This is a genomic window from Methylocystis sp. L43 (assembly GCF_015709525.1).
Taxonomy (GTDB): domain Bacteria; phylum Pseudomonadota; class Alphaproteobacteria; order Rhizobiales; family Beijerinckiaceae; genus Methylocystis.
Genome location: NZ_JADNRA010000029.1, coordinates 87,827 through 112,610 on the forward strand (window position 1 = coordinate 87,827; position 24,784 = coordinate 112,610).

At 58.6% G+C, this 24,784-nt stretch carries 24 protein-coding genes; 16 read left to right on the forward strand and 8 right to left on the reverse strand.

Features of this window, described 5'->3' with window-relative positions:
* The first annotated feature begins 948 nt into the window (after positions 1-948).
* From IYX23_RS10425 to IYX23_RS10445, 5 genes are all read left to right on the forward strand, one after another.
* On the forward strand, positions 949-1,845 hold the full coding sequence (locus IYX23_RS10425) for a hypothetical protein (RefSeq protein ID WP_246716638.1): 897 nt from the start codon (positions 949-951) through the stop codon (positions 1,843-1,845).
* Positions 1,846-1,909: 64 nt separating this feature from the next.
* Positions 1,910-2,176, forward strand: coding sequence for a hypothetical protein (locus IYX23_RS10430; RefSeq protein WP_196392673.1), 267 nt, complete (start codon positions 1,910-1,912; stop codon positions 2,174-2,176).
* A 73-nt stretch (positions 2,177-2,249) separates the two neighbouring features.
* Entirely contained in the window at positions 2,250-2,834 is a 585-nt protein-coding gene (locus IYX23_RS10435) for a hypothetical protein (protein WP_196392672.1), read from the forward strand.
* Positions 2,835-2,874: 40 nt separating this feature from the next.
* Positions 2,875-4,434, forward strand: a complete 1,560-nt coding sequence (locus IYX23_RS10440) for a porin (RefSeq protein ID WP_196392671.1) — start codon at positions 2,875-2,877, stop codon at positions 4,432-4,434.
* Positions 4,435-4,583: 149 nt separating this feature from the next.
* Positions 4,584-4,940 carry a hypothetical protein gene (locus tag IYX23_RS10445; RefSeq protein WP_196392670.1) on the forward strand — a complete coding sequence of 119 codons (357 nt, stop codon included), beginning with the start codon at positions 4,584-4,586 and terminating at the stop codon, positions 4,938-4,940.
* Positions 4,941-5,086: 146 nt separating this feature from the next.
* On the opposite strand, the gene IYX23_RS10450 is transcribed toward IYX23_RS10445, so the two are convergent.
* The 3 genes from IYX23_RS10450 to IYX23_RS10460 all read right to left on the reverse strand — a co-directional run bounded on the left by IYX23_RS10450 (position 5,087) and on the right by IYX23_RS10460 (position 7,419).
* Positions 5,087-6,091 (reverse strand): MORN motif containing protein, encoded by a 1,005-nt coding sequence (locus IYX23_RS10450; protein ID WP_196392669.1) that lies wholly within the window; start codon positions 6,089-6,091, stop codon positions 5,087-5,089.
* Positions 6,092-6,241: 150 nt separating this feature from the next.
* On the reverse strand, positions 6,242-7,081 hold the full coding sequence (locus tag IYX23_RS10455) for a lytic murein transglycosylase (protein ID WP_196392668.1): 840 nt from the start codon (positions 7,079-7,081) through the stop codon (positions 6,242-6,244).
* A 113-nt stretch (positions 7,082-7,194) separates the two neighbouring features.
* On the reverse strand, positions 7,195-7,419 hold the full coding sequence (locus IYX23_RS10460) for a hypothetical protein (RefSeq protein WP_196392667.1): 225 nt from the start codon (positions 7,417-7,419) through the stop codon (positions 7,195-7,197).
* Between the two features lie 276 nt (positions 7,420-7,695).
* Here IYX23_RS10460 and IYX23_RS10465 point away from each other — a divergent pair, with 276 nt between their 5' ends.
* From IYX23_RS10465 to IYX23_RS10500, 8 genes are all read left to right on the forward strand, one after another.
* Entirely contained in the window at positions 7,696-7,866 is a 171-nt protein-coding gene (locus tag IYX23_RS10465) for a hypothetical protein (RefSeq protein ID WP_196392666.1), read from the forward strand.
* An 8-nt stretch (positions 7,867-7,874) separates the two neighbouring features.
* Positions 7,875-9,020, forward strand: coding sequence for a glycosyltransferase 61 family protein (locus tag IYX23_RS10470; protein WP_196392665.1), 1,146 nt, complete (start codon positions 7,875-7,877; stop codon positions 9,018-9,020).
* The gene (locus tag IYX23_RS10475) at positions 9,020-9,610 is read left to right on the forward strand and encodes a sulfotransferase family 2 domain-containing protein (RefSeq protein ID WP_196392664.1); all 591 of its coding nucleotides are present in this window, start codon (positions 9,020-9,022) and stop codon (positions 9,608-9,610) included. The genes IYX23_RS10470 and IYX23_RS10475 overlap by 1 nt, the downstream gene beginning before the upstream one ends.
* Positions 9,611-9,642: 32 nt before the next feature.
* Positions 9,643-10,899, forward strand: coding sequence for a right-handed parallel beta-helix repeat-containing protein (locus IYX23_RS10480; RefSeq protein ID WP_196392663.1), 1,257 nt, complete (start codon positions 9,643-9,645; stop codon positions 10,897-10,899).
* Positions 10,900-11,081: 182 nt separating this feature from the next.
* Entirely contained in the window at positions 11,082-11,768 is a 687-nt protein-coding gene (locus tag IYX23_RS10485; RefSeq protein ID WP_196392662.1) for a class I SAM-dependent methyltransferase, read from the forward strand.
* A gap of 339 nt (positions 11,769-12,107) precedes the next feature.
* Positions 12,108-12,566 (forward strand): hypothetical protein, encoded by a 459-nt coding sequence (locus tag IYX23_RS10490; protein ID WP_196392661.1) that lies wholly within the window; start codon positions 12,108-12,110, stop codon positions 12,564-12,566.
* A 308-nt stretch (positions 12,567-12,874) separates the two neighbouring features.
* Positions 12,875-15,844, forward strand: coding sequence for a glycoside hydrolase family 99-like domain-containing protein (locus tag IYX23_RS10495; protein WP_196392660.1), 2,970 nt, complete (start codon positions 12,875-12,877; stop codon positions 15,842-15,844).
* Between the two features lie 67 nt (positions 15,845-15,911).
* The gene (locus IYX23_RS10500) at positions 15,912-17,069 is read left to right on the forward strand and encodes a glycosyltransferase family 4 protein (RefSeq protein WP_196392659.1); all 1,158 of its coding nucleotides are present in this window, start codon (positions 15,912-15,914) and stop codon (positions 17,067-17,069) included.
* Positions 17,070-17,125: 56 nt separating this feature from the next.
* On the opposite strand, the gene IYX23_RS10505 is transcribed toward IYX23_RS10500, so the two are convergent.
* Genes IYX23_RS10505 through galK form a run of 4 tightly spaced genes read right to left on the reverse strand, consistent with a single transcriptional unit; the run spans position 17,126 to position 20,678 of the window.
* Complete coding sequence (locus IYX23_RS10505; RefSeq protein ID WP_196392658.1) at positions 17,126-17,785, reverse strand: 3-oxoacid CoA-transferase subunit B; 660 nt, start codon at positions 17,783-17,785, stop codon at positions 17,126-17,128.
* The gene (locus IYX23_RS10510; RefSeq protein ID WP_196392657.1) at positions 17,785-18,441 is read right to left on the reverse strand and encodes a 3-oxoacid CoA-transferase subunit A; all 657 of its coding nucleotides are present in this window, start codon (positions 18,439-18,441) and stop codon (positions 17,785-17,787) included. The genes IYX23_RS10505 and IYX23_RS10510 overlap by 1 nt, the downstream gene beginning before the upstream one ends.
* A 14-nt stretch (positions 18,442-18,455) precedes the next feature.
* On the reverse strand, positions 18,456-19,505 hold the full coding sequence (locus IYX23_RS10515; RefSeq protein ID WP_196392656.1) for a UDP-glucose--hexose-1-phosphate uridylyltransferase: 1,050 nt from the start codon (positions 19,503-19,505) through the stop codon (positions 18,456-18,458).
* Between the two features lie 9 nt (positions 19,506-19,514).
* Positions 19,515-20,678, reverse strand: a complete 1,164-nt coding sequence (gene galK / locus IYX23_RS10520) for a galactokinase (RefSeq protein WP_196392655.1) — start codon at positions 20,676-20,678, stop codon at positions 19,515-19,517.
* A gap of 83 nt (positions 20,679-20,761) precedes the next feature.
* Here galK and IYX23_RS10525 point away from each other — a divergent pair, with 83 nt between their 5' ends.
* The gene (locus IYX23_RS10525) at positions 20,762-22,768 is read left to right on the forward strand and encodes a beta-galactosidase (protein ID WP_196392654.1); all 2,007 of its coding nucleotides are present in this window, start codon (positions 20,762-20,764) and stop codon (positions 22,766-22,768) included.
* Here the strand turns inward: IYX23_RS10525 and IYX23_RS10530 are convergent.
* Positions 22,735-23,748: a magnesium transporter gene (locus tag IYX23_RS10530; protein ID WP_246716639.1), complete on the reverse strand. Its 1,014-nt coding sequence runs from the start codon at positions 23,746-23,748 to the stop codon at positions 22,735-22,737. The two genes, IYX23_RS10525 and IYX23_RS10530, sit on opposite strands and share 34 nt — an antisense overlap.
* A gap of 221 nt (positions 23,749-23,969) precedes the next feature.
* On the opposite strand from IYX23_RS10530, the gene IYX23_RS10535 reads away from it, so the two are divergent.
* Together IYX23_RS10535 and IYX23_RS10540 are read left to right on the forward strand one after the other, a co-directional pair.
* On the forward strand, positions 23,970-24,338 hold the full coding sequence (locus IYX23_RS10535; protein ID WP_196392751.1) for a DUF5132 domain-containing protein: 369 nt from the start codon (positions 23,970-23,972) through the stop codon (positions 24,336-24,338).
* Complete coding sequence (locus IYX23_RS10540) at positions 24,339-24,782, forward strand: HMA2 domain-containing protein (RefSeq protein ID WP_196392653.1); 444 nt, start codon at positions 24,339-24,341, stop codon at positions 24,780-24,782.
* Positions 24,783-24,784 lie beyond the last annotated feature (2 nt).

Here is a 24,784-nt window from a genome sequence, read left to right on the forward strand (position 1 = left end):
CCCCTGAACGGCGCGCATGCATGTCCAAGGTTTGGCCGCGAGCCCGCGCGCCAACAACAACAAGTCCTTATTGATGGCGCAGAGCTCGCGCGCCGTTTCGACAAATCAGCCCGAATCTTCGGCGACGTTCAGGACGACGGCTGCGCTCGCCGTCTTCTTCCCTTGAAAACATATGTAGACACAGCCTCCGCGCGTGCTCGTCTCACAGCCTGGTCGGTTGAGCAGCTGTTTAGAAACGCACCTTCACGTAAAACTGTCGACCGTCATTCGCACAACGACCGCTAATTGGCTTTACGCCAGTGACTTCCTCGCCGGCAGCTATGCATGTTGCGCGTTTTGCAAGCCCTATACTTATAGGAAGACCGTGATCTGAACGGCTGAGACCCATAGCTCGGCGGATTTTGCTCGCGCACCATGTTCTCCAAGACCACGGTCCCGATCGGGCCCATATCTCCTTGAGCCATCAGCGAAGTTGGGCTTAGGACCGCCAATGAAACAAACACCGACGAAATAAGGTTAACTCCACGATATTTCATGCTTTTTTCCCATTTGCCGGGTAGAGCGCTCAGCTTATTATTTATCATTGAACTTAGATCGAATACAAGAAGGCGTCTTACATTCATCTAAAGTTCATAATTCGGAACCGTTCCATAATTCTCATTTTGACTCCACCAAAGACGTTAACTTCTTCATGGCCGAGGTTATCCACACAGGCTCGAACCCACGTTTTTCTCGAGAAAATCTAAAAATATCGAAGCAATTTCGAAGTGTTAGATGCTGTACCTTGCGCTGCATCATAACGTTGCACTTTCGCCACAGTTGTTACTAATTCTGGTTATCGGGACATTTAGCGGCTGGACGGATCGACTGCTCTCGGACAACTCTGCGCCGCGATGACCGGCGCGCTGGTCGTCGGAATTAGACAAAATCACTAGAAGGATCCTCCCCATGAAGAAGCTCTCCCTTGTGGCCCTCGCCACGGTGCTGGCCGCTCCGGCCTTCGCCGATCCGATTGGAGCGAACGTCGGCATCAACACCTCCGTCTCGCAGGGCGTGAACGTCGGCAGCGTCACCAACCTCGGCATCAACAACGTTGGCGTCGTCAACCAGAACGTCGCCGTCGGCGGCGGCATTGAACTCCAGCCCGGCGCGTTCAGCCAGGCCACCACCAACTTCAACCTGGCTACGCATGCCTTCAGCGTCGGCAGCATCGTCGACTCGGGCAATGGCGGCGACGCCGGCGACGTGACGGTCGTTGCGGTCAGCGCGGCGGTTGCGCTGTCGGGCAATGACGCCGACCAGGGCGGCATCGCTGGCGGCCTCGCCATTCCGGTCGCTCTCTCGGCCAATGGCACGGCGCTGCAGGACGCGGACGGCACCAACCCCATCGTTCCGGTTAACGTCGGCGTCGGCACCGGCGACAGCACGACCTCGTCGACCGCGACGGTCGGCACTGTGCAGGCCAACCTGGCTTCGCAGCGTTCGGCCGGGATCGCCGGCTCCAGCCAGGACGGCATCGGCAACGGCATCGACGCCAACGGCGGCAACGGCCAGGCCTTCATGATCACCATCGGCTCCAACAACACCAGCATCACGAACACCTCGGTGTCGAATATCGAAGTCGACACCAACATTAATGTCGCCGATCGTGGCGGCGTGGCTGGCGGCCTTCGCATCTCCGACGTGATCGCCATCAACGACTCGCTGAACGACAACGCGGTGGCGTTTGACAACGCTCTGGCGTTTACGGCCAACCACAACGCTGTCGGCAACGGTGGCGCTGGCGGCAATGGCGGCGGCATTCCGGGCGGCGGCGGCAATGGCGGCGGCGGCGGCGTTCCCTAATATTTAGCGGCCTCGCGAATAAGATCGAGAGGCGGCGTGCAGCAATGTTCAAAGGATCAATCCAATGAAGCCAATACTGCAAGCCGCCCTCGTCACTCTTGTTGTGTTCTCCGCATTCGCGTCGCCAGCCGACGCCAAGAGCCACAGGCAGAGACGGCCCGTGGTGGTCGTTTCGGAGGGCAGCTCGCCGGCATGTCTCGGCGGCTATTTGGCGCAGACGGAAGCCCAGGACTATCTCAGAGACGACATCTGGGTCTTGGAGCCGGTTCCGGGCAGCGACAATCGCCCCTATCGCTTCGATTGTCCGCAGCCAGTGTTTCTGAGGCGCTAGTCGCTAGCGCTTTGTCTTTGAGAGAGCGCCGCCGCGCGCTTGATCGTCATTATTCAAGAGCTGGGAATAGAAGATGTCGCGAATATCGCTTTTTGCCGCAGTCTTCCTCCTGAGCGTCATGAATTCCGCCTTTGCGCAAATGGCGACGCAAAGCGCACCCTTCAATTTCGCCTTTGGGTTTACCGGCGGATCGCAGTCGTCCATCGACCTGTCGCAGTCCGGCTTCGTGAACGTCTACTACGGCGTTCAGGACTCCAATCAGGCGAATCAAGCGGTCGTCACTCAGAACGGCCTCAACAATTTTTCGCAGATGCAGCAGATCGGCGACTCCACGGGTGAGTTTAGCGGCAGCGCGAGCCTTCGCGGCGACGGTCCGCGTTATGGCGGACAGAATTACGCGGCCGTGACCCAGAACGGCTTGGAGAATAGTTCACAGATCACGCAAATGGGGGGCACGAATGTCGCCGCCGTCGCGCAAAACTCCACTGTCGGCAATGGCTCCGCGCCTCGGGTTCTGGTGCCGACCGACGGCCCGATCTATCAATCCTACCAAACGCCAGAAGGTTATCTTTCTCTTTTCGCTACGGACAGCATGAGCCTCGCGATCTGGACGCCGCCAGGTCTGACGGCGACGAACAGCTTTGGACGAATGCATTGACGACGAACCTGTGACTGGATTGTCCGAAGGGACTGGCTCTGTGAGAACGCGAACACAAATCGTCGCATCATTCGCCTACGCCGCCGCAATGGCCGGCGCGTCGAATGCGCTCGCGCAGCCGGCAAGCTTCGATAAGGGCGTCGACGCTTCGATTCTGGAAGCTGAGCGCGCCATCCAAGAACTCAACGCCGCGTCAAAAACGCGCTCGAAGGAGAGGCGTCCCGCCAATCAACCTATTGCAAAAGCGGCGCCGCGGCCCGTCGTCAGAATGACGGGGCCGTGCAATCTGAATGGCAACACCCAGTTTTTCCTAATTCCCTATATCGGCTTTTGCGGCGCGGTCCACGGATCCTTTACCGGTTTCCTGGGCAAGGATTTCGCGACTGAAGACATCACATTCACCTCGCAGCGGCTTCCCGCCTATCGATACGGATGGAACGGTCTCGGATTGAGCGCCGCTGTGCCGATGCTGTACTATTGGAAAAATCCGCTCGTCGGCAACACAACGTCCGGCGCTTATACCGGCACGTACAGCATGGTGAATTTTCTGGCGTTCCGAAACACGGATTACGGAACGATCTCCGTGTTCGTCAACGCCGGATTGTTCGCCAGGACGGTAAAAAATTATGAAGGCGAAACGCGCATATCGCTGAACCAATTCTATGGAAACTATTGGCGGGGCGCTCTCGACCAGGCCTGGGTTCAATGGGGCGGACTGCGCGTTGGACTCCAGCCCTCGCTCTTCAGCTTCAGCCGCACCGGCTACACCTTCATGCCAGGCTACGCGTCCTATATGACGACGCCGGCGGTTTCGTACACCCACAGAATCGAAAATATCAACGTTCTCCCAGGTCTCCTGCCGCGCTTGGGCGCCTCGATCAGCGTATCGGCTGAAGATCCGACGCTGCGGCGTTACCCGGACGGGGTTCTGTCCAGATATCCGACAGGCATGGGATACCCGGACTTTGTCGCGCAATTGCGCGTCGGCGCGCCCGCATTCGTCATCCACGCATCGGGAGCGATGCACGAAATCAGGGATGTCTCCGCCAACGCGTACAATACCTTCATGCCGAAATACTCCACTTGGGGCTGGGCTGCGCAGCTCGCCGGCGAATATCGTTGGAAGTGGAGCGGGCTCATCGGTCCCATTGGCGGCGAAATGTATGGCAAAGCCATGCTGTCGGCGACCGCCACTCAGGGCGCGCTGTCGTACCTCGGGATTCCGTATATGTCGATCGACTATGTGAGCAGCTCGACGGGAACGATCCAGAGAAGCTCCGGTCAGGCGATTATGGGATCCTACGAACATCTTTGGACTCCCGTATTCAAGACCTCGATCACCGGAGCGGCGTTTCAAACCTACATGGGCTCCGCACCGGAATTTCTCGGTTTCGGCAACGTAGCTTTCGGCTTCAATACGCAAGTTAGAGGTCAGCGCGTCGTCGGAAACGCGGAATATTGGGCTGGCGAAGGATGGGCGCTCGGACTGGAAGGCGGCTGGACTTGGAGCCAGGCCAACGGCCAATACCTCGGCGGACGCGGTCTGCCGGTCGCCGTCAATTTTCCGAACGTCCTCACCTATTTGCGAAAGGCCTTTTGATGAGGCTGGAGACATGTGGCGTTTCTGCCACATCGACGATTCTATCGCAGCTCGGCGAGGTCGAAACGATCGACCGCGGCGCGCTGCAAAGCTAGGGTGACTGTAGGCAGTATCCAAACAACGAAGGCCAACTTCCAGGGACCAGACCCATGAAAAAGCTGATCGCGACAATATCCTTCTGCACGCTCGCTGGCGGATCGGCCCTCGCCGATGGTCAGAACAATCAGAACCAGAATCAGTCCCAAGCGTACGGCAACAATTATTCGACGGTTACGCAGATCGGCGTGAACAATAACGCCGCCGTCGTTCAGAACGGCTCCGTAGGCGGAAGCCTCGTCGACCTCGGCTCGGGCAACCAGAATCAGAGCAATGTGAACATTGACAAGCAAGCCTTCGCGATCGGCAGCATTATCGACAGCGAGGGCGCAACGATCAGCAAGACGGACTCTGACAACATTTCCATTTCCAATAATGCGCAAGCCTCGATCGTCACGCCCATCCAATAGGCGCGGCGAAGCGTAAGACCGCCGAACCAAAAAACCCCAGCCTCCGGCTGGGGTTTTCGATTTCATGCGCTTCGCGTCAGCAAGGCGGCGCGCCTGGCGATCACCTATGATCCTGCGCCCGCTGGCGCGCCAAGCCTACGCGCGGTCTATTGGGGCTGATATTTGCCCGCTCTAAAGAGTCCGCTCTGCGATTGCCCGTCGGGCAAGGTCATCGTTCCCTGGCCATCCGGCTCGCCATTTTGGAATTCGCCGCGGTAGGATGCGCCGTTAGGCAAGCTGAGAATGCCCTTGCCGTTTGGCCGGCCGTCGCGGAATTCGCCCACATATTTTTTGCCGTCGGGGAATTTGTAAACGCCCTTCCCGATGATGCGGCCGTTGACGAATTCGCCGCTGTAGCTTTCGCCGTTGGCGATCGTGTAAGTGCCTTTGCCGTGACGGATGCCGTTGCGGAACTCGCCGACGTATTGTCCGCCCGACGCGAAGGTGATCGAGCCGCGACCGGTCGCTTTTCCGTCGCGGAACTCGCCTGCATAAAAGTCGCCGTTTGGAAACTTCAATCCGCCGACGCAGCGCTTCCAAGGCGTCGCCAAACTGACGTCGCAAGGCGGCAGACCGTTTTTCGACCCCTTCTGTTCGTTCTGCGCCGCGCTGCCGGCATTCGGCTTCACGGCAAGTTCGCCGTCAACGAACTTTCCGGAGAACTTCTTGCCGTCTGGCATGGTGACGGCGCCCATGCCGTTGGGAACGTCCTCCTTGAACTGGCCGACATAGATTTTTCCGTCAGCAGCCACCAATTTGCCCTGCCCGCTTTTCTTCCCGTCCTTGAAATTGCCGGTGTAGGACTCGCCGTCAGGATGTGTGATGGTTCCCTTGCCGTTTGGCGCGCCGTCGCGGAATTGGCCCCCGTATTTCTTGCCGTCCGTGAAAATGAGCGCGCCTTTGCCGTTGGCCTTGCCGCCCTTCATCTCTCCGATATAGCGATTGCCGTCCGGCGCGGTTACGACGCCGAAGCACTGCTTCGAGATGTTTTCCTCGGTGCATTTTGGCAGTTTGCTTTGCGCCCACGCGGAGAGCGAAACGCCGGATGCGCCCGCACAAAGCGCAAGCATGAAGATGCCGCGGCGGAAAATCGAGACTGAAGCGTAAGGCATGGCAAAACCTGCGCTGGTGAAGCGACGGAACCGTGAGCCTTATAGCTCAGTCAAAATTTAGAACAATGAACTTTTTCAACGACGAATTCGCTAAGATCTCCGAGCGGCGGATCCTTCAGCGATCTGTGGACATGCGCGGCGCGACGTCGCTCATTTCGCGCTGAGCTTCGTCGCCAGCAGGGCGATTGTTTTTACGTAAACGCGCGCCTGATTCCACTCGAGCAAAACCGCGAAGTTGGGCTCGCCTTCATTCCAGCCCGCGCCGGCGCGCCAGCCTTTGCCCTTGAGGAAATTCGCCGTCGACGCCAGCGCGTCGGCGGTGGATCCTATGAGATCGCGTCTGCCATCGCCGTCGAAATCGACGCCATATTTCAGATAGGAGGAAGGCATGAACTGCGTCTGGCCGATTTCTCCCGCCCAGTCGCCGCGCATCTGCGCCGGGGACATATCGCCGCGCTCAACGATTTTCAGCGCATGCTTCAGCTCTTCATTGAACAGCGGGGAGCGCCTGCAGTCATAGGCGAGCGTCGCCAGCGCCTGCATCGTCCTGAAGCGCCCATTGTCGGCGCCAAAGCCCGTTTCCAATCCCCAGATCGCCACGAGCACCGCTCCGGGAACGCCATAACGCGCCTCGATCTGTGCGAGCAGCGCCGCGTGCCGCTGAAGCAGCGCACGCGCCTTGCGCAGGCGGGCGGGCGTCACCAGGCGACTCGAAAACTTCTCGAAACTTTGGTGAAAAATCCGCTGTCCGCGGTCGCGGCCAATCACCGCGTGATCATAGGTTACGCCGGCCAGCGCAGCGTCGAGCGTCCGTTGCGAAACGCCTTCCGCCGCGGCGTCGCGTTTCGCCTCTTCGAGCCACTGGCTAAAGCCGGCCGCCGACGATCCGCAGGGCGCGGCGCGCGCCGATACGGCGCAAGCGCCCAAAGCCAGCACGCTGGCGGCAAGTAACGCGCCCCACGCCTTGGCGCTTTTCGACAGCCGGTTCATGCCCGGCAGTTTAGTGGGCCTGCGAAGGCGCTGCAATCAACCCGCGCACCCTCACGGCGCCGACCCTCGGCCGAATGCGCCGCCGGCGACGGCTTTCTCAGCGAAGCGCTGAATCAGCGGCGCTTTGCCCTGAACTGGCGTTTGCAGGCGCTTGAAAGCTCGTTCATATGCGTGCGCAGGCATCTTTCGACGGCGATCGCATTGGGCTCTTCCGCCGCGCAGAACTTGTGGGAATCGCGCTCGCAGGCCGCGCGCTGCTTGTCGACTGTCCGGGCTGTCGCGGGATTGAACGCGGCGAGGCCAATAAAGGCCGCAAGGAAGAAAATCAGCTTGCTCATGGAACGGCTCTTTGCTGTTGGCGCTGGATCGCCGCGGTTCAAGAGCGGCGCCGCCAAAGCGACAAGTGTCGCGGCTCCAGCCGATATCAAGAGCGTCGAGGGGCAGGAGCCGCTCGTCGACGATCGGTCGACATAATTTGGGCGCCAAAATGCACGACCACAGTCGCGAAACCAAAAAGCGGAGGCGGCGCGCCAGCTTGGCGAGCAGCATCCGGAGATTCTGATCAAAGCGGGTTTAGCGGTGCGACGATTTTTATCCTCGTGTGGGGACGACCGATGCAGGCTGCAGAGCCCGACAATAGTACGCGTGCCCAGTCGGCCCCGCCGGCGGGCGGCGCCGCGACGATTCCGATGCTGAATAACGAGAATCATATGAAGGATGATTTGGAGACGATGGCGCAACAATTGCGCGCGGCCGGTCATGTAACCTACAAACCTGCGGAATGATCGGCGGTATGAACATCCAAAACTTAAGACTGTCAGAAACAAACCTTTGCGATCTTCCGCTTGTCTCGGCAGGTGCCGACGAAGTCTTCTCACGGTATTACATTCGTCAGTCGGAGCCGCACCAGTACTCCCATTTTTTTTCAGTCCTGCACTCCAAGTCCTTGGCCCCATTCGAAGCAGAATATATGCTGACGGGGACTCAGCTGGGCGGCATATCGATATTGCTCGCCAAGAATATCCGCGTGGTTGGCCCGAGCGTCCTTTTCGCCGGCTCGCAGCCATTCATTCCGAACGAAGAGTATCCTGGATATATACCAGACGTTATCAATCATCCGAGCCGAAAAGACCGGCTACGTGAGCTTAATGAGACTCCTGCCGACAGCACAATTGAAAGAGCTTTCGTTATCAGCCATATTCATGCCAAGATATATGGTCATTTCCTACTCGAAATTGCTCCGAAGCTCCTAATTGTCAAGATGTATTACGATAATGGGATCAAGATACCGATCGTACTAAGCAGTCGAGATCCATTATACGTTGAGGAATTCATTCGGCTCGCAATTCCAGATGCGCGAATAATAGTTGCGGAAAGCGAAAAAGGCATATTGGTAGAAGACTGCTTTCTACCTTCACAGCTCAACAACTATTTATTAACGCCCTCCCACTCGGCTTTTTTTGACGGCATAGCTCGGTCATGTCTTGCACTGCACAGCGATGAGGATTTGCCAGAGAAAGTTTTGGTTTCACGAGCAGGGCTACCTAGTTCGTACCGTGAACTTGAAAATTGGACCAAACTCGCAAGCATTGCCGTCGACCACGGCTATAGTGAACTCTATCCCGAAAAATTGCCCCTAACTAAACAAATTGCGATATTCAGCAACGCAAGAAGCCTCGTAGGAGAGTACGGATCTGCTCTTCACAATTCGGCTTTTTCTTCGCGAAAGCCATTTGTTGTCTCTTTGAATTGGGTAAATTTGGTTCAGCAAGCAATCGGCCTTGCGAGAGGTCAGCGAAATATTTTTCTACTTGGGGATGGCGGGCAGCCAGTGCTAGCGCCCTCCCCTGCGACAACTCACACCGTGGAGCCGCACCACTTTCAGGTCGACACCGAACTATTCAAAAATGTTCTTGCATTCGTCGAAGGAAACCCGTGATGCCCTTGTATTCGATAGGAGATAAAATTATTTTGTTTATCCACGTCCCCAAGGCGGGAGGAACAACCGTCGAGTATGCTTTAGCCGATTACTGCATTGGGTTCCTTAATCGAAATTTCCAACCCAGCATCTTCCCCTGCTCTCCTCAACACTTTCACGGCGCAATGCTACAAGGCATCCTGGATCTCGAAAAGATAGACTATACTTTTATGACTGTTCGTCACCCTTTTGAACGTATCAAGTCCGAGTACAAATGGCGACGTCGCTTCTTCAACCTCAGCACCCCGTTAGATGAATGGGTCGCGTCGGTTTTCGCCTCGTTCGGGGCAAACAGCTACGTTCTCGACAATCACCTCCGCCCGATGGTCGACTATTTGGTCCCGAACGTTGAGGTGTTTCGGCTCGAAGACGGGCTCGAAAAGTTGCTCGAAAAACTACAGCAACGATTTCCGGGTGCCGATATCACACTTCCCGACGGTCGCGAAATGTCGAGCGGTGACTTGTCCAACGATTTGGAATTCGCTCCGGAAGCCTCGAAGCTCATAAGACAGGTGTATGAAGATGACTTTAGAGCATTCAATTACGCCTAAATTCAACTGCTCGGCCGAAGGCTACTGACAGAATGCGTGGACCGACTGCGATCATCGCCGCTGTAATAATTTCAGCGGAATTTTGTCTGGGCAGTAACTGTCAGTGCCGAGAAATGGAAGCGGCGCGCGGCCGAAATTTTGGTTCAGAGATCATAGTTAAAGGAGAAAACTTCCCCGGAATTGACGCCAGCGGGAGTTCGGACAGCGCTCCGCATATAAATGAGGCCATTCGCGGCGGGGGGCGCGTACTGGAACTTCCTTGCGGAACATATCTGGTCAAGTCAGTCATAACTGCTCCTTCTCGAACTGAGTTAAGGGGCTCAGGGCCGTGCACGAAGATAAAAGTTTCACCTGCCTTAGCTCCAAACTATAATATAGCACAGATGCCAGGAGGAAGAGCTGATTTTGCCAGTGTCTTTTCAAACGAAAATTTCGTGGCAGGAAACTCAAACATACATATTCATAATCTCACAGTGGATGCGTCGGCCGGTTTAAATGAAAAAAAGTTCGTTCACCTTATATTTATGTATAATTCTACAGAGGTTTTGATTGAAAACGTGACACTGATCGGAGCTAAAGGACACTCAGTTCAAGACGGCGTTGCATTTGTTAAGTCATCTTATTTCGAAGTGCGGAATTCGAAATCTGAAAGCGTAGCTAACGCCTGCTACGACGTTTGGGGTGGCAGTCACGATTTTTCTATCCATAACAATATCTGCGATGGTGATGGAAGAGTTGAATATGGCATTCTGTTGAATGGCCTAGTAAATAGTAATGAAAAGGGCGTAACACACGCAGCGACAGTCAATAACAACGAGATCCGAAATGTGAGGGGCATTGGGATTTGGATTGGAGGACTTTGGAACCAATCCGAAATATCTCCGCTTTTCGGTCTAGTAAAGGATTTGCGTGTCGCTGGGAATCTGGTTGAAAATGTTGCGCTGCGCTCGGGAATTGTGGTCACGGACAGTGAAGACATCCAAGTTGAGGACAATCGAATCCACAATGTCGGCGCTAACGGAATAGCCGTAAGTTCGCAGTTCACAGGTGCTTCAAGTCGAATTGACATTTTTCGGAACATGATTTCAAGCTCAAACACTCGCTGCATCGATGCGGACGGCATTAGGATCGGTCGACGTGCCGATGAGGTGAAATTGGTTTTGAATACAGTGTTCGGTGAACTTCACAAGTATGCGATTCGAATAGACCCTGAGGCGAAGCACATAGAAGTTGTTAAAGGAAAAATGCAAAGAGGAACGGCAGGACTTCTGTCCGGATCGGGGTTGTAGCTCGATCCGTCGATCATGGGCGCCCCGAGTTGCTGATGTGAACGCGTGCACGCTTCCTGATGAATGCGTCACTTTCGTCAGAATTGCCATAAAGCCGCCACTCTAAATAGGCTATAGATTTCTTATGGATGGACCGCACCGTCACATGCGCCCGGGCCAATTTATAGCAAACAGGAACGGCAATGACTTACTTTAGCGAATATGACAACAAGGCATCGGTCGAGAAGCGCGTAAAGGAAGGATATCATCGAGGCATAATTGGCGACTTATGGGAAGAGTTGGGAGCTCTCCAATTGGAGTTCCTCAAAGCAAAGGGACTAAGGCCTTGGCACAAGTTCATTGATGTTGGTGCGGGCAGTTTCCGCGCGGGTGTCAAACTTATCCCCTACCTTAGTCCAGGACATTATTTCGCCATTGATTCGAATGTAAGCCTTCTTGAGGCAGGCTATGCGAAAGAAGTCGAGGCCCTTGATCTCTCGTCCAGCTTCCCTCGAGCTAACTTTAATGTTAACCGCGAATTCGACGTATCAAGCTTCGGCTGCCGATTCGACTACGGCATTGCACAGTCCGTTTTTTCGCACATGCCAATTTCGATGCTCGGTAACTGTTTAAGCGCGCTTGCACCTAAATTTCGCAGGCGCGCGGTGTTTTACGTCACTGTCTTTCTTGTAGACGAGAAAGATCTTTACAAATCCGTCCAGCATTCTCCGGGCGGAGTCATCAGTTTCTGCGACAAGGACCCATACCATACAACTGTGAACTCTCTCCAGGAGATCGCAGACCAAACCAATGATTGGTCAATGGAGATCATCGGAGATTGGGGACACCCGCGTGATCAAAAGATGATTTCGTTCGTAAGAACAGCGTAGCCACTGCTTCGCGCGGGTGAGCATTGCGCAAATGACGAGCTACGAATGAAAGAGCTGAGCGAATATCTCTACGAGCAAGCCGCTGGGGGCCGAGAAAGGCGTTCGGCTGCGCAGCGGCGAACAGCCGCCGACGCGTCCACTTCAGTCAGTATCGCGATGAGTATCAGCAGATGAAGCGCGCCAACGCATCGCACGCGCCTTTTTCGAACGATCCGCTGTAGCACGGGCTTGCCCTGAGTGCGCCGCTGTGAGCGGCGCGCTTGGCGCGCTTCCCGCATGAAATTCCACCCACGCGCCTGTGGCTGACACGCCGCATCCCAAGTGATCAGGAAGACTCCGATGACGAAATACTTTCCTCCAATCTCGAAATTATGCCAGGCGATGGGAACGACGCCCTCGGAATTGCAAGAGGACGGCAAGGTCATCGGCGTGCCGTCCAATCTGCTGCGCCACCTGATCAAATGCGCGCTGGCCGACGTAGAGATCGACGCCGAGATTTACCGCGCGCAGAACGAGGATTTGCGAGGGCAAAGGCAGCTGAAGGCGCTCGAGACCCACTTCAAGGCGACCGGCTATTTCGAAGGGCGTATGCTGCCGACGCCTTTCGATCAAGACTATTACTGCCGGCGATACGAGGACGTGCTCAACGCGATTCGAAAGAAAAAGCTCGTGAGCGCGATACAGCATTACTACGACCAGGGGATCGATGAACTCCGGGCCCCGCGGCGCGATTTGGAGCAGGCGATCGCCGAATGGGCGAAAGTGCTCGAATTGGCGGAAAACGCGCCTCCCACCTAGCCTGTCGGGGCAAGGCTTTGAACGGCATGCCGCCGAAATAATCCTGTGACTGCATAGGGGTTAACATGCAGCGATATCTCCTTTGCCGGCATTTTGTCGCACTTGGGACCCAATCTCGCCGCGTAGTCATGGGATGTCCCTTTGGACACGCCAATCGCGCGACGCGCGAGGGATACTTTCCCGCTCTGCAAAAGTGCTGACAGATTCCGACTTGAAGCAGTCGCCGACAGCGTCCGGCGGCGACGACGAACCGTGGTCTAAATTCAATGATTCGATTATTCTCAAGGATGTTGGGCAATAAATTTGGGATGAGCTCGGAGGAGTTTCGTCGCTTTCGCTTGCTCTTCGATCCTGAATACTATCTCTATACGCAACCGGATGTTCGTGAGGCCAACACTTCCCCAGAGGAGCATTATTGTAATTTTGGCTGGCTGGAGGGACGTAATCCCAGCGAGCATTTCAACACCATCTGGTATTTGCACAGTTATGAGGACGCCATCAAAAGCGGGGCCAATCCGCTGATACATTATGCGCGCGAAGGCTATCTTGACGACCGGCCGACGGCGCCGGACGCATCTCTTGGAACCAGCTGGATGAATGAGGCGGCGGAGAATGGCCGCCTTTCCGATCAGATGCGCGTGTTTCTCCGCAGCTATGACGAAATCCAGAGGTCCGGACTGTTCGAACCGGAATTTTACCGAGAGCGATACGCTATCGAGCGAGGCGACCTCATCGAACATTATCTACGACACGGGCGTCGTGGCGGGCACAATCCCAGCCGTTTCTTCGACACGGCGTGGTATCTCGAACGCTACGACGACGTGCGAAGCAGCGGCGCCGATCCATTCCTGCACTTCCTGCAAAATGGCGTTTACGAAGGACGCAGCGGCGGACCCGACGACCAACGTGCGGGCGAAGCCGGAAAATCCCCCCAGCCTGAACTCGAACCGGCGGCGCCGCCGTCACCGCCCGAACATTCGGCGATCGCCGGACTAACGCCTGCCGAGATGCTGCGGCTTGCCGAAGGTTTCGACGAGACCTATTACCGGCGACAAAATCCGCAATTAGATTTTTCCGCGATTTCACCCATCGGGCATTATGCGGCCTTGGGATGGCGTGAAGGGCGTGATCCGTCGGCAGACTTCTCAACAAAGGGCTATCTTCACTACAATCCCGACGTGCGAAGCTCCGGAATGAATCCGTTGCTTCACTATGTCTTGAGGGGCCGTGAAGAAAATCGCGTCTGTCGCCGGTTCCAGCGTAAACCCCGACCCGGCGACGGCGCTTCGGAATGGCGCGGCTATGGTGAGGTCTGGGCGCGCGGCGAAACACTCGAAAGTCGGGAGCCCGACGTCGAGGGTCTCAGTTTCCTTTGCGCATTGAAGGGACTTCTTCTTGAAGAAGTGGTCGCCCAACTCGACTTCGGGACGCCGAATCCGGAAGACGTCCGTGTATCCATCATTATCCCTTGCCTGAACGAAGAACTCGTCACGGTGGAATGTCTGCAGTCGATCGCCCAGGCGATGCCGCAGTCATTCGCTCTTGAAGTCATCATTGCGGATAATGCGTCCGAAGACCCGGCCTTCGCCGCAATCGGCAAGAACCCGACGATTAAGCACCTCCGCTTCGAAAAAAACCTGGGCTTCGGTCCCGCCTGCAACGCGGCCGCCGCGCAAGCGCGTGGTCAGTATCTTTTCTTTCTGAACAATGACGCGCAAATTTCGCCGGGGTGCCTTGAAACGCTGGTTGAAGCCGCGGCGGCTCCCTCTGTCGGCATGGTCGGACCAAAGCTTCTATGCTTTGACGGCTCGCTGCAGGAAGCCGGCTCTCTGCTGAACCGTGACGGCACCGGCAGTCTCGTCGGGTTTGGGTTCGACCCTCGCGTGCCCCGCTTTAACTATCCCCGACGCGTCGAGCACGTATCCGGGGCGGCGGTTCTGATCCGGCGGGCCTTGTTCGAAGACCTGGGCGGATTCGATGATGTTTACGCGCCAGCCTATTGCGAAGACGCTGATCTGAGCTTCAAGGTCCAGTCAAAGGGGCTTTCGATCCTTTACGAGCCGACCGCCGTCGTCGCGCATCACCTCAGCAAAACGTCGGACGCAACCTCCGCCAAAGCCGTATCGAAGCGACAGCGCATCTCGCGCAATCGTCAGACATTTCTGGGACGGTGGGCGGAACGCTTGGCGACCCATAATCTGCGCACCATTGCTCTCTACCTTCCGCAATACCACCCCATCCCCGAAAACGATTTATGGTGGGGGAAGGGCTTCACCGAATGGACCAACATCACCAAGACCGAGCCGAACTACGTCGGTCATAACCAGCCCCGCTTCCCGGCCGACCTTGGTTATTACGATCTGCGCGTCCCGGATGTGCTCGAACAACAAGCCGAACTCGCGCGCCGCTACGGCGTTTCAGGATTCTGCTATTATTATTATTGGTTCGACGGCAAGAGGCTGCTCGAACACCCGCTCGAGCGCATGCTAGAAACTGGCAAGCCAGATTTTCCTTTTTGCCTCTGCTGGGCGAATGAGAATTGGACGCGACGCTGGGATGGTCAAGAGAATGATGTCCTGCTCGGCCAGTCATATTCAGAGGACGCCGCGCTCGACATCATCAAGGATTTCGAGCGCTATTTTCGAAGCGAGCGCTATATCCGGGTGAACGGCAAACCGCTGGTGCTGATTTATCGCATCAAGGAGTTGCCCAATCCGACGCGGGCGATGACCATTTGGCGCAACCATTGCCGCGCTGTCGGAATCGGCGAGATCTGCATCGCCATGGTCGAGTCGTTTGAATTGTCAGCGGCGCCTGAAGACCCGAAGCTCTACGGCTGCGACATCTCCGTCGAATTTCCCGCCCACGGCATGGTTCATGACGAGAAGCGGGATGTCGAAAAGCTCAATTTCGACTGGACGGGCGCCGTTCATGACTATCGTGAATTGGCTGGGGCTTTTATGCGTCGGGTCGAGGCCGGATTTCCACGCATTCGTTCCGTGCTCGTGGGATGGGATAACACGCCCCGCCACCCGACGCGCAGCTTGATTCTGGAACATGCGACTCCAGGCGCTTTCCAGGCGTGGCTGGAGTGGACATACCAGAGGACGCTGGAGCAGAACTACGGCGAGGAACGAATCGTCTTCATCAATGCCTGGAATGAGTGGTGCGAAGGCAGCTATCTGGAGCCGGATCGCCACTACGGGCACGCCTATTTGCAAGCGGTGCGCAACGCGCTGGATTCCATAGAATCGGGGGGGAACGCGTTTGTCGTATAGAATCGATTACGCTAGACGTCGCGATCTGCGTGTACGTGTGGTCGGGCACCCGTTTGCCCCCATTGGCATGGGCGAACATGTTCGTTCTGCTTGGCGCTCGCTTCAAGAAGTCGGTGTGGAGGCGAGAATCGTCGACGTCTATGGTCCACAGGGGCAGCCCGATCCGGAACTCATTGCTCAATGTAGCTCCGCTATTACGCCGTTGCTCGGTGACGGCGTAAATATCTATTGCATCAACGGTGATGAAATCGAACAGGCGCTGAGCGTGCTGCCAAATCCGATGACGCCCGGTAGCAAAAACATCATTTATCCATTGTGGGAGCTCGAGCGGTATCCGGAGGAATGGGCCAAACAACTGATGCGGTTCGACGAAGTTTGGGCGCCTTCCGCCTTTATCCGAGACTCGATCGCAAAAGCGGTGAGCATCCCTGTCGTGCACATGCCCCTCGCGAGCGAGGTTAAACGCCGCGCACTGCGGTCGCGGCGTCATTTCGGGATTCGCGAGAGCGCCTACGCCTTCTTCTTTTCCTTCGATTTCCTTTCTTATGTCGAACGCAAGAACCCTTTTGCGCTGATAGAAGCGTTTAGCGCGCTGATTAAGGAACGACCTTATGGCGATGTCGCGCTCGTCATCAAAACGAACAATGCTGACCGCAGGCCAGAGATGAAAGAACGCTTTGACGCTGCGATCACGCCGATTCGCGATCGCGTTACGGTCATCAACGGCACGCTGCCCGATCCAGAGATAAAAAGCCTACTTTGGATTACCGATTGCTTCGTTTCTCTGCATCGTTCGGAGGGTTTTGGCTACGGTATGTCCGAGGCGATGGCGCTGGGAAAGCCGGTGATTGCAACGGCTTACTCCGGCAACATGGATTTCTGCTCGGAAGAGACCGCGTTTCTGGTGCCCTACAGCATGATCCCGGTTCGTCCCGGCGAATATCCACATTGGCGCATGCAGCATTGGGCGGACGCGGACGTAGAAGTTGCAACGAAGTTCATGCGTGAACTCATCGACGATCCGAAGAAGGGGCGTGACAAGGGCGCGCGCGCACGTCTGCGCATCATGACGGATTTCAGCTATCTCGCCGTCGGCCTACGCTACCAACGGCGCATCGACGAACTGATGCTGATGGAGACAAAGAAGCCCGAGTCGGCTCCACAGAACATTGCAAAGTCGAGACGCAAGAGAAGCGCGAGCCGGCGCAACGCCGTCGATCACTGAGACTTTGGTAGCGCTTGTGCGTGCAGACGCTGAGGCGAATCGTCGTTCAGGCGAGCCTATTCGCCCTCGATCGGCATCTCAGGCGTAACTTCCGGCACGATCAGCCGCGCGCCGGTGCAGGCGACGATATCCGCGACGCTGACGCCGGGCGCGCGTTCGCGTAGCGCCAGGCCTTCATCCGTCGGCTCGATCACCGCGAGCTCCGTCACAATGAGGCTGACGCGCCGCGCCGCCGTCGGCGGCAGTGTGAGAGATTCGACGATCTTCGGCTCGCCCTTGGCGGCGTGCTGCATCGCCACGATGACGCGCTTGGCACCCGCGACAAGGTCCATGGCGCCGCCCATCCCCGGCGTAAACTTTCCCGGAATCATCCAGCTGGCGAGGCGTCCCGCGGCGTCGACCTGCAGCGCGCCGAGCACCGCCATGTCGACATGGCCGCCGCGAATCAGCGCGAAACTCGTTGCGCTGTCGAAACTCGCGGCGCCCGGCAGCGCCGCGATGAAGCCGCCGCCGGCGTCAATGAGATCGCGATTCTCCATGCCATCCGGCGGCGGCGCGCTGAAACCGATAAGGCCATTTTCGCTTTGCATGGCGACGGACACTCCCTTTGGGATGAACCGCGCCACGAGAGTCGGCAGGCCGATCCCGAGATTGACGAGCATGCCGTCGCGCAGCTCCATTGCGACGCGGCGCGCGATGATTTCCTTGGCGTCCATCAACGCGCCCTGCCCACGATGTGCGTGACGAGCACGCCCGGCGTGCGCACTGCGTCGGGCGGAATGACTCCAACCGGCACGATCTCGTTAGCTTCGACGATGACGCAGTCCGCGGCGAAGGCCATGACCGGGTTGAAATTTGCGGCCGTCAGACGATAGGTCAGATTGCCGTAATAGTCGGCCTCATGCGCGCGCAGCAGGGCGAAATCCGCCCGCAGCGGCTTCTCGATGAGAAAGCTCGCGCCGTCGATCTCAATGACCTGCTTGCCATCCGAGACGATCGTGCCCACGCCCGTCGGCGTCAGGACGCCGCCAAGCCCGCTGCCCGCGGCGCGAATGCGTTCGGCGAGCGTGCCTTGCGGTATGAGCTCCACGTCGATCGCGCCGGCGCCCATCAACCGCTGCGTGGTCGGATTGGTGCCGATATGCGAGACCTCCACGCGCGCAACGCATCCGGCTTCGATCAGCTTGCCGACGCCGACGGTCGGATAGGCCGTGTCGTTGCCGATAATCGTCAATGCGCGCGCGCCACGCGCGGCGAGCGCGTCGATCAACCGATCAGGCGACCCGACGCCCAAGAATCCGCCGATCATGACGCGCGCGCCGTCGGGAACGAGCTGCGCTGCGGCTTCGGCGGTGATCGCGCTTTTTCTCATTCGCCGAGTCCTGCTTATCGTGTGGGCGTATCCAGATAATGCGTTTCGGAAACGTCACGCAGGCGCGCCGCCGCCGTTTCCGGCGTGATGTCGCGTTGCGGTTCGCCCAGCAACTCGAAGCCCACCATGAATTTCCGCACGCTCGCCGAACGCAGCAACGGCGGATAGAAATGCGCATGAAAATGCCAGTCGGCGTGCGGCGCGCCGTCGGTGGGGCGCTGGTGAAATCCCATCGAGTAGGGAAAGTCGGTTTCGAACAGATTGTCGTAGCGAATCGTCAGCCGACGAAGGATGTCAGCGAGCGCCTCAACCTCGTCTCCGGTAAGATCGTCAAAAGAGCCGATATGCCTTGTGGCCAGCACCATGGTTTCAAATGGCCAGATCGCCCAGAACGGCACGAGCGCAACGAAATGATCGTTGCGGCAAACGATCCGCTCGCCGAGGCTTTGCTCAAGCGCCAGATAGTCGCACAGGAGACAGGAGCCGTTCTTCGCCAGATATGCGCTCTGCCGCGCCGATTCCTTCGCGGCTTCGTTCGGAATGCTCTGCGTCGCCCAGATCTGACAGTGCGGATGCGGATTGCTGGCGCCCATCGCCGCGCCGCGATTTTCAAAAATCTGCACGTAATTGATCGCGTCGAGTTCGCCCAGACCAATGGTTTCCTCCCGCCAAGCGTCAATGACGGGGACGATCTCGGGAACGGTCATGCGCGATAAAGTCAGATCGTGGCGCGGCGAGAAGCACAGCACACGACATCGGCCGGGCTCGCTTTGCGCGACAAGCAGTCCGTCTTGAACGATCTCCTCCGCTGACGCCTGCGGCGTGAGCGCCGCGAAGTCGTTGTCGAACGCGAAGACGCCCTTATAGGCCGGGTTTTGTTCGCCATTCGCCCGCGCGTTTTCAGGACACAGATAGCAGGTCGGATCGTATCGAGGTCGTTCTGGAGCGTGGGTCTTTTCAACCTGGCCTTGCCAGGGGCGGCTCGTCCGATGCGGCGAGACGAGCACCCACTCGCCCGTGAGCTGATTAAGTCGGCGATGCGAAGCGTTACTCAGCAAGGACACGAGCCGCTCCTAATCGCCGACAGGGCCTGCGCCAGGACCGGGCACGCAGGTGAGGATGGGCGGCGTCACGCCGGTCTCTGCGCGATATCTGTCAGCCATCGCCTGCGCGAAGGCTTCAGCGCGGCTCGCTTCCATCAGATTGATCGTGCAGCCGCCAAATCCGCCGCCCATCATCCGAGCGCCATAGACTCCCGGAAGGTCGCGGGCGATATCGACCATGAGATCGAGCTCGGCGCAGCTCACTTCATAATCGTCGCGCAGACTTTCATGCGAAAGATACATGAGACGGCCGCATTCCTTAAGGTCGCCCGCGTCCAGCGCCGCAGCGGCGCGCAACGTCCGGTCGATCTCGCCAACGACGTGACGCGCGCGGCGAAAGATGAGCTCGGGCATCGAATCCCTGTATCGCATCAATTGCGCAAACGTCACGTCCCGCAACGCCGATACGCCGTCGAGCCGCGTCGAGAGCGCCGCGACCGCGCGCTCGCAGTCCTCGCGACGTGAATTATATTCATCGCTCGCGAGTTGATGGCGCACCATCGTGTCGCAAATGACAAGACGCGCGTCCGGATCTATCGTAACTTTCCGCGAAACGAGACTGCGGCAGTCAAGCAGCAGGGCGCTCCCTTCGACGGCGCAGCACGATATGTATTGGTCCATAATGCCGCAGCGAACGCCGACGAATTGGTTTTCGGCGCGCTGACAGATCTTGGCGAGTTCGACTAGGTCGACCTCGGCGCCGGAGATCGTCAAAAGCGCAAAGCCCGCGGAGACTTCGAACGCCGCCGAGGCCGAGAGTCCGGCGCCGATGGGCAGATTTCCATCGAGAACGAGATCGGCGCCGCTCAGCTTGTAACCGGCGCGCTCAAGAAAAATCGCGACGCCACGCACATAATCGGTCCAATCGCCGCGCGGCTGTGCGTTCGCGTCATCGAGGTCGAATTCGACGACTTCGTCCATCACAAGCGAGCCTATCCGCAAGCGGCGGTCGGAACGCGGCGCAATGGCGGCCCAGATCGAGAGATCAAGCGCCGCCGGCATGACGAAGCCGTCGTTGTAATCGGTATGCTCGCCAATAAGATTGATGCGGCCCGGCGCCCGGAAAAGGCGCGGCTCACGCTCGAAACTGCGGCGGAAGGCGGCAACCAGATCTCGCTCGATCCTCGACTCCATTCCGGCCACAATCCCATTGTCATCAAATCGTCAAGGCGACGCCGCATCGAATCGGCGGTAGGGGATCAAATGATAGTCCGCCCATGACACGTCAACGGCTTGGCGTTTGCTACTATCCTGAACATTGGCCTCAGTCACGCTGGAGCGAAGACGCGGCCATGATGATGGAGCTAGGTCTTTCCTTTGTTCGGATCGGCGAATTCGCCTGGTCACGGCTGGAGCCGAGCGAGGGCGCCTATCATTTGGAATGGCTGAGCCGCGCCATTGAGGCGCTGGATCGCGCCGGCCTCAAGGTCGTGCTTGGCACGCCGACGGCGACGCCGCCGAAATGGCTCGTCGACAAGATGCCGGATATGACGGCGCTCGACGCCAATGGGCGTCCGCGCAAATTCGGCTCGCGCCGCCATTATTGTTTCAGCCACGAAGGCTACGCTCAAGAATGTGACCGCATCGTTGAGCTTCTGGCGCGCGCCTTCGGCGGCCATCCCGCCGTAGCGGCGTGGCAGACCGACAATGAATATGGCTGCCACGACACGGTGCTCAGCTATTCGCCGGTCGCGCTGCAGGCGTTTCGGCGATGGTGCGAGGCCAAATATCGCTCGATCGAAACGCTGAACGAAGCCTGGGGCAATGTCTTCTGGTCGATGGAATATCGATGCTTCGACGAGATTGAGCTGCCGAACCTGACCGTCACCGAAGCCAATCCATCGCATCTGATGGATTTTCAGCGCTTCTCGTCGGATCAGGTCGTCGCCTTCAATCGCCGCCAAGCGCAAATCATCCGGCGTCATGCGCCGGACGCGACGATCCTCCATAATTTCATGGGCGCGTTCGTCGACTTTGATCACTACGCGCTCTCAGACGACCTCGACGTCGCCGCGTGGGACAGCTACCCGCTCGGCTTTCTGGAACGCTCCTCTCACGACGACGCTTTCAAGCTGCGCTACATGCGCGTCGGCGATCCTGACTTTCAGGCCTTTCATCACGATCTCTACCGCGCCTGCGGGCGCGGCCGATGGCAGGTGATGGAGCAGCAGCCGGGGCCGGTGAATTGGGCGCCGTGGAATCCGGCCCCCGCGAAAGGCGCCGTGCGGCTCTGGACCTTTGAAGCCTTCGCCGCCGGCGCCGAGGCGGTGAGTTATTTTCGCTGGCGGCAGGCGCCTTTCGCGCAAGAGCAGATGCATGAAGCATTGCTGCTGCCGAACGCCGTGCCGAACGAAGCCTATGATGCCGTCGCGCGCATTTCAAAGGAACTCGATGCTCTCAACGCGCATGTCGAAACAGCGCGCGCGCCAGTGGCGCTGATATTCGATTATGAAAGCGCCTGGGCGTGGCGCATCGAGCCGCAAGGCCAGGACTTCGCCTATTTCGATCTCGTCATGGGCTTCTATCGGGCGCTGCGGCGCGCGGGGCTCTCCATCGACGTCGTACCGCCGACCGCGGCGGCGATCGCTGATCGAAGGCTGATCATCGCGCCCGCGCTTTTTGCGCCGTCTGACGACTTCACAGCGGCGCTGGCGAAAAGCGGCGCGACGATCCTTCAAGGTCCGCGCACGGGATCGAAGACCGCTGATTTTCAAATACCGGCGGAACTGCCTCCCGGCGTCTTGCGACGCATCATCGACATTCGCGTCAGACGAGTCGAAAGCCTGCGGCCCGGCGCACGTATTACGCTTTCTGGACAAGGCGCATTCGTGCGATGGCGCGAATTTTTAACTCTCGGCGAGAGCGTCGCGCCCGAATTCACATCGGAAGACGGCGAAACGGCGCTCGCGCGATCCGACAACGTCTTTTATCTCGCCGGCTGGCCCGACGAAGAATTGCTGACGAACGTCCTGCGACAGGTTTTCCATGTCGCCGGCATGTCGACGCTCGATCTTCCGGAGGATATCCGCGTCCGCGACAATGGGGCGAAGCGCTACATTTTCAATTACGGCGCGGCGACGACGGACATCTCGGCCCTCGTCGGCGACGAAGCTCTATTGCTGGGCGAGCGCCTTCTCGAACCTTGCGGCGTCGCCGTCTTCAGGCGTCGGGACTGCTTCCAACCCGCAGGTCAGAACACCAGCCAAGAAGCGACGACAAAATAGGTCAAGAGGGAAAACGTGTCCTGCACCACGGTCGCGACCGGGCCGGAGCCGAGCGCTGCGTCATAGCCGAGCCTCGCGAAAATCCAGGGCATCAGAAATCCGAACGTCGTTGCGATGGTGCTCGCGACCGCCAGCGAAATTCCGACCGTCGCGGCGAGGCCGACGCTCGAAAAGAAGAACCAGACGATCGGGAAAGCGAGACCGCCGAGCATCGCGCCGAGCAGCGCGCCGGTGCCCAGTTCCCCGGCGAAAAGCGGCAGCAGGGCCGAATCGGTCAGCGACAGGCCGCGGATGACCACGACTTCCGACTGCGTGCCGACCGAATCGGCAAGATAGACGATCGCGGGAATAAAGAAGGCGACGGCGATATGCGCGCTAAGCGCGGTTTCGAAGCGCGACATCATGGCGGTCGCCGCGGCGCTGCCGGCCATGCCGACAAGCAGCCAGGGCAATCGATAGAGCGCGCGACGATGCGGCGCGGCCGTCAATGCGTCTCTTGCAGCCTCCGACTTGCCCAGGATGCCCACCATGTGATGCAGATCCTCAAGATGCTCGTCGCGCAAGATCGTCATGAGCGCGCGCGCCGGGACGGCACCGAGAAATTTTCCTTCGGCGTCGCAGACGGCCAAGATCGACAGTCCCGAGTGAATGGCGAGGCTCGCCGCAGCTTCGCGATCCGCGCCGAGCGGGACGCTGTAGGCTTCGGCCGTTCGCGCAATGTCATGCAGCGGCGTCGTCTCCGGCGCCCCCAGCAGATCGCGTATGGCGACGACGCCAATCAGGCGACCGTCTTCGGCAAGCACGAAAACATGCGAGGCGTCGTCGAAACGCTGGCCGATCAACCGCGCCCGCGCCTCGCCGGCGCTTTCCCGCGAGCGGGCCACAGGCACGGACGTCACAAGATAGCGCCCCACGGTCTGGCCGTTCGTCTCCTCTGGAGGCAGGCGGTCTAGCGTCGAGATGCGGGACATTGCGGTCATGGCTTCTCATGATGTTCTAAAGAGACAAGCGGCGTCCGGGCCGATTGAGCAGCGGATAGCCGCAGCTCATAGGAGCGTGCCACGTTACAGTTATGTGACCGTGTTCGCGCGCTCTTTTCGCGATCGCGTCGATTGTTGCTGATAGGATGTCTTGATAGAATTTCTTCGCCGTCGCCGCTTGGCCCCGGCGGCCCGTAGCGAATCGGACCGGAGTCGAAGTGATGAAACCCTTTGGATTTGCATTGGGCGCGTTGACGGGCGCCGCCGCCGTTTTGCTCCTGAACCGTCAGGGAACGCAGCGCGTGCGCCCGGTCGCCAAGGCGGCGATGAAAGCCGCGGTGATGGCCTATCACGAAGCGCGCGTGCAGGGCGCCGAACTCGCCGAGGCCGCCGAAGATCTCTTCGCCGAAGCGAAGACCGAGGCCGCCGCCGACATTTTCGCGGCTGCGGTGGCCGCCGCGCAGGCCAAGGCCGCGCAAGCCAGAACCGAAGCGAAGACCGAAACGAAGCCCGAAGCGACGTCAAAGCCCGAGAGCGCGGCGCCAGCAGGCGAGGCTCCCGCCTCGCGGGCCGTAAGCGAGAGCGCGTAAATGAACGACGCAATCCTGCCCCTGGCGCAGGTGGCCCACGCCATGCCCGGCCGCGCGCGGCTGCGTGTCGCCGACCGCCGCGGCGACGCCGCTTATTTCGCTTCGGTCTCCAAGGGCCTGTCGGCGATCCCCGGCGTTCGCAACGTCGAAGTGGCCCCGCTGACGGGCAGCGTGCTCATTCAGCACAGCGGACCCCTGGCGCGCATCGGCGCCGCGGCGCAGGAAGCGCGGCTCTTTGTCGTCGGCGAAGCGCCTCAGGCCGCGCGCGAGGCGCCGGCAGTCTCGATCGACCCGAAAGCCGTCGCGGCGCTCGCGCTCTTTGCCGCCGCGCTGTGGCAAATGTCGAAGGAGAGCGTTTTACCGCCGGCGATCACCCTGCTGTGGTATGCGAGCCGGCTGGGCGGAGTCTGGTCGCCGGATGGCGACGGGGGGAATGGGGAGTAGGC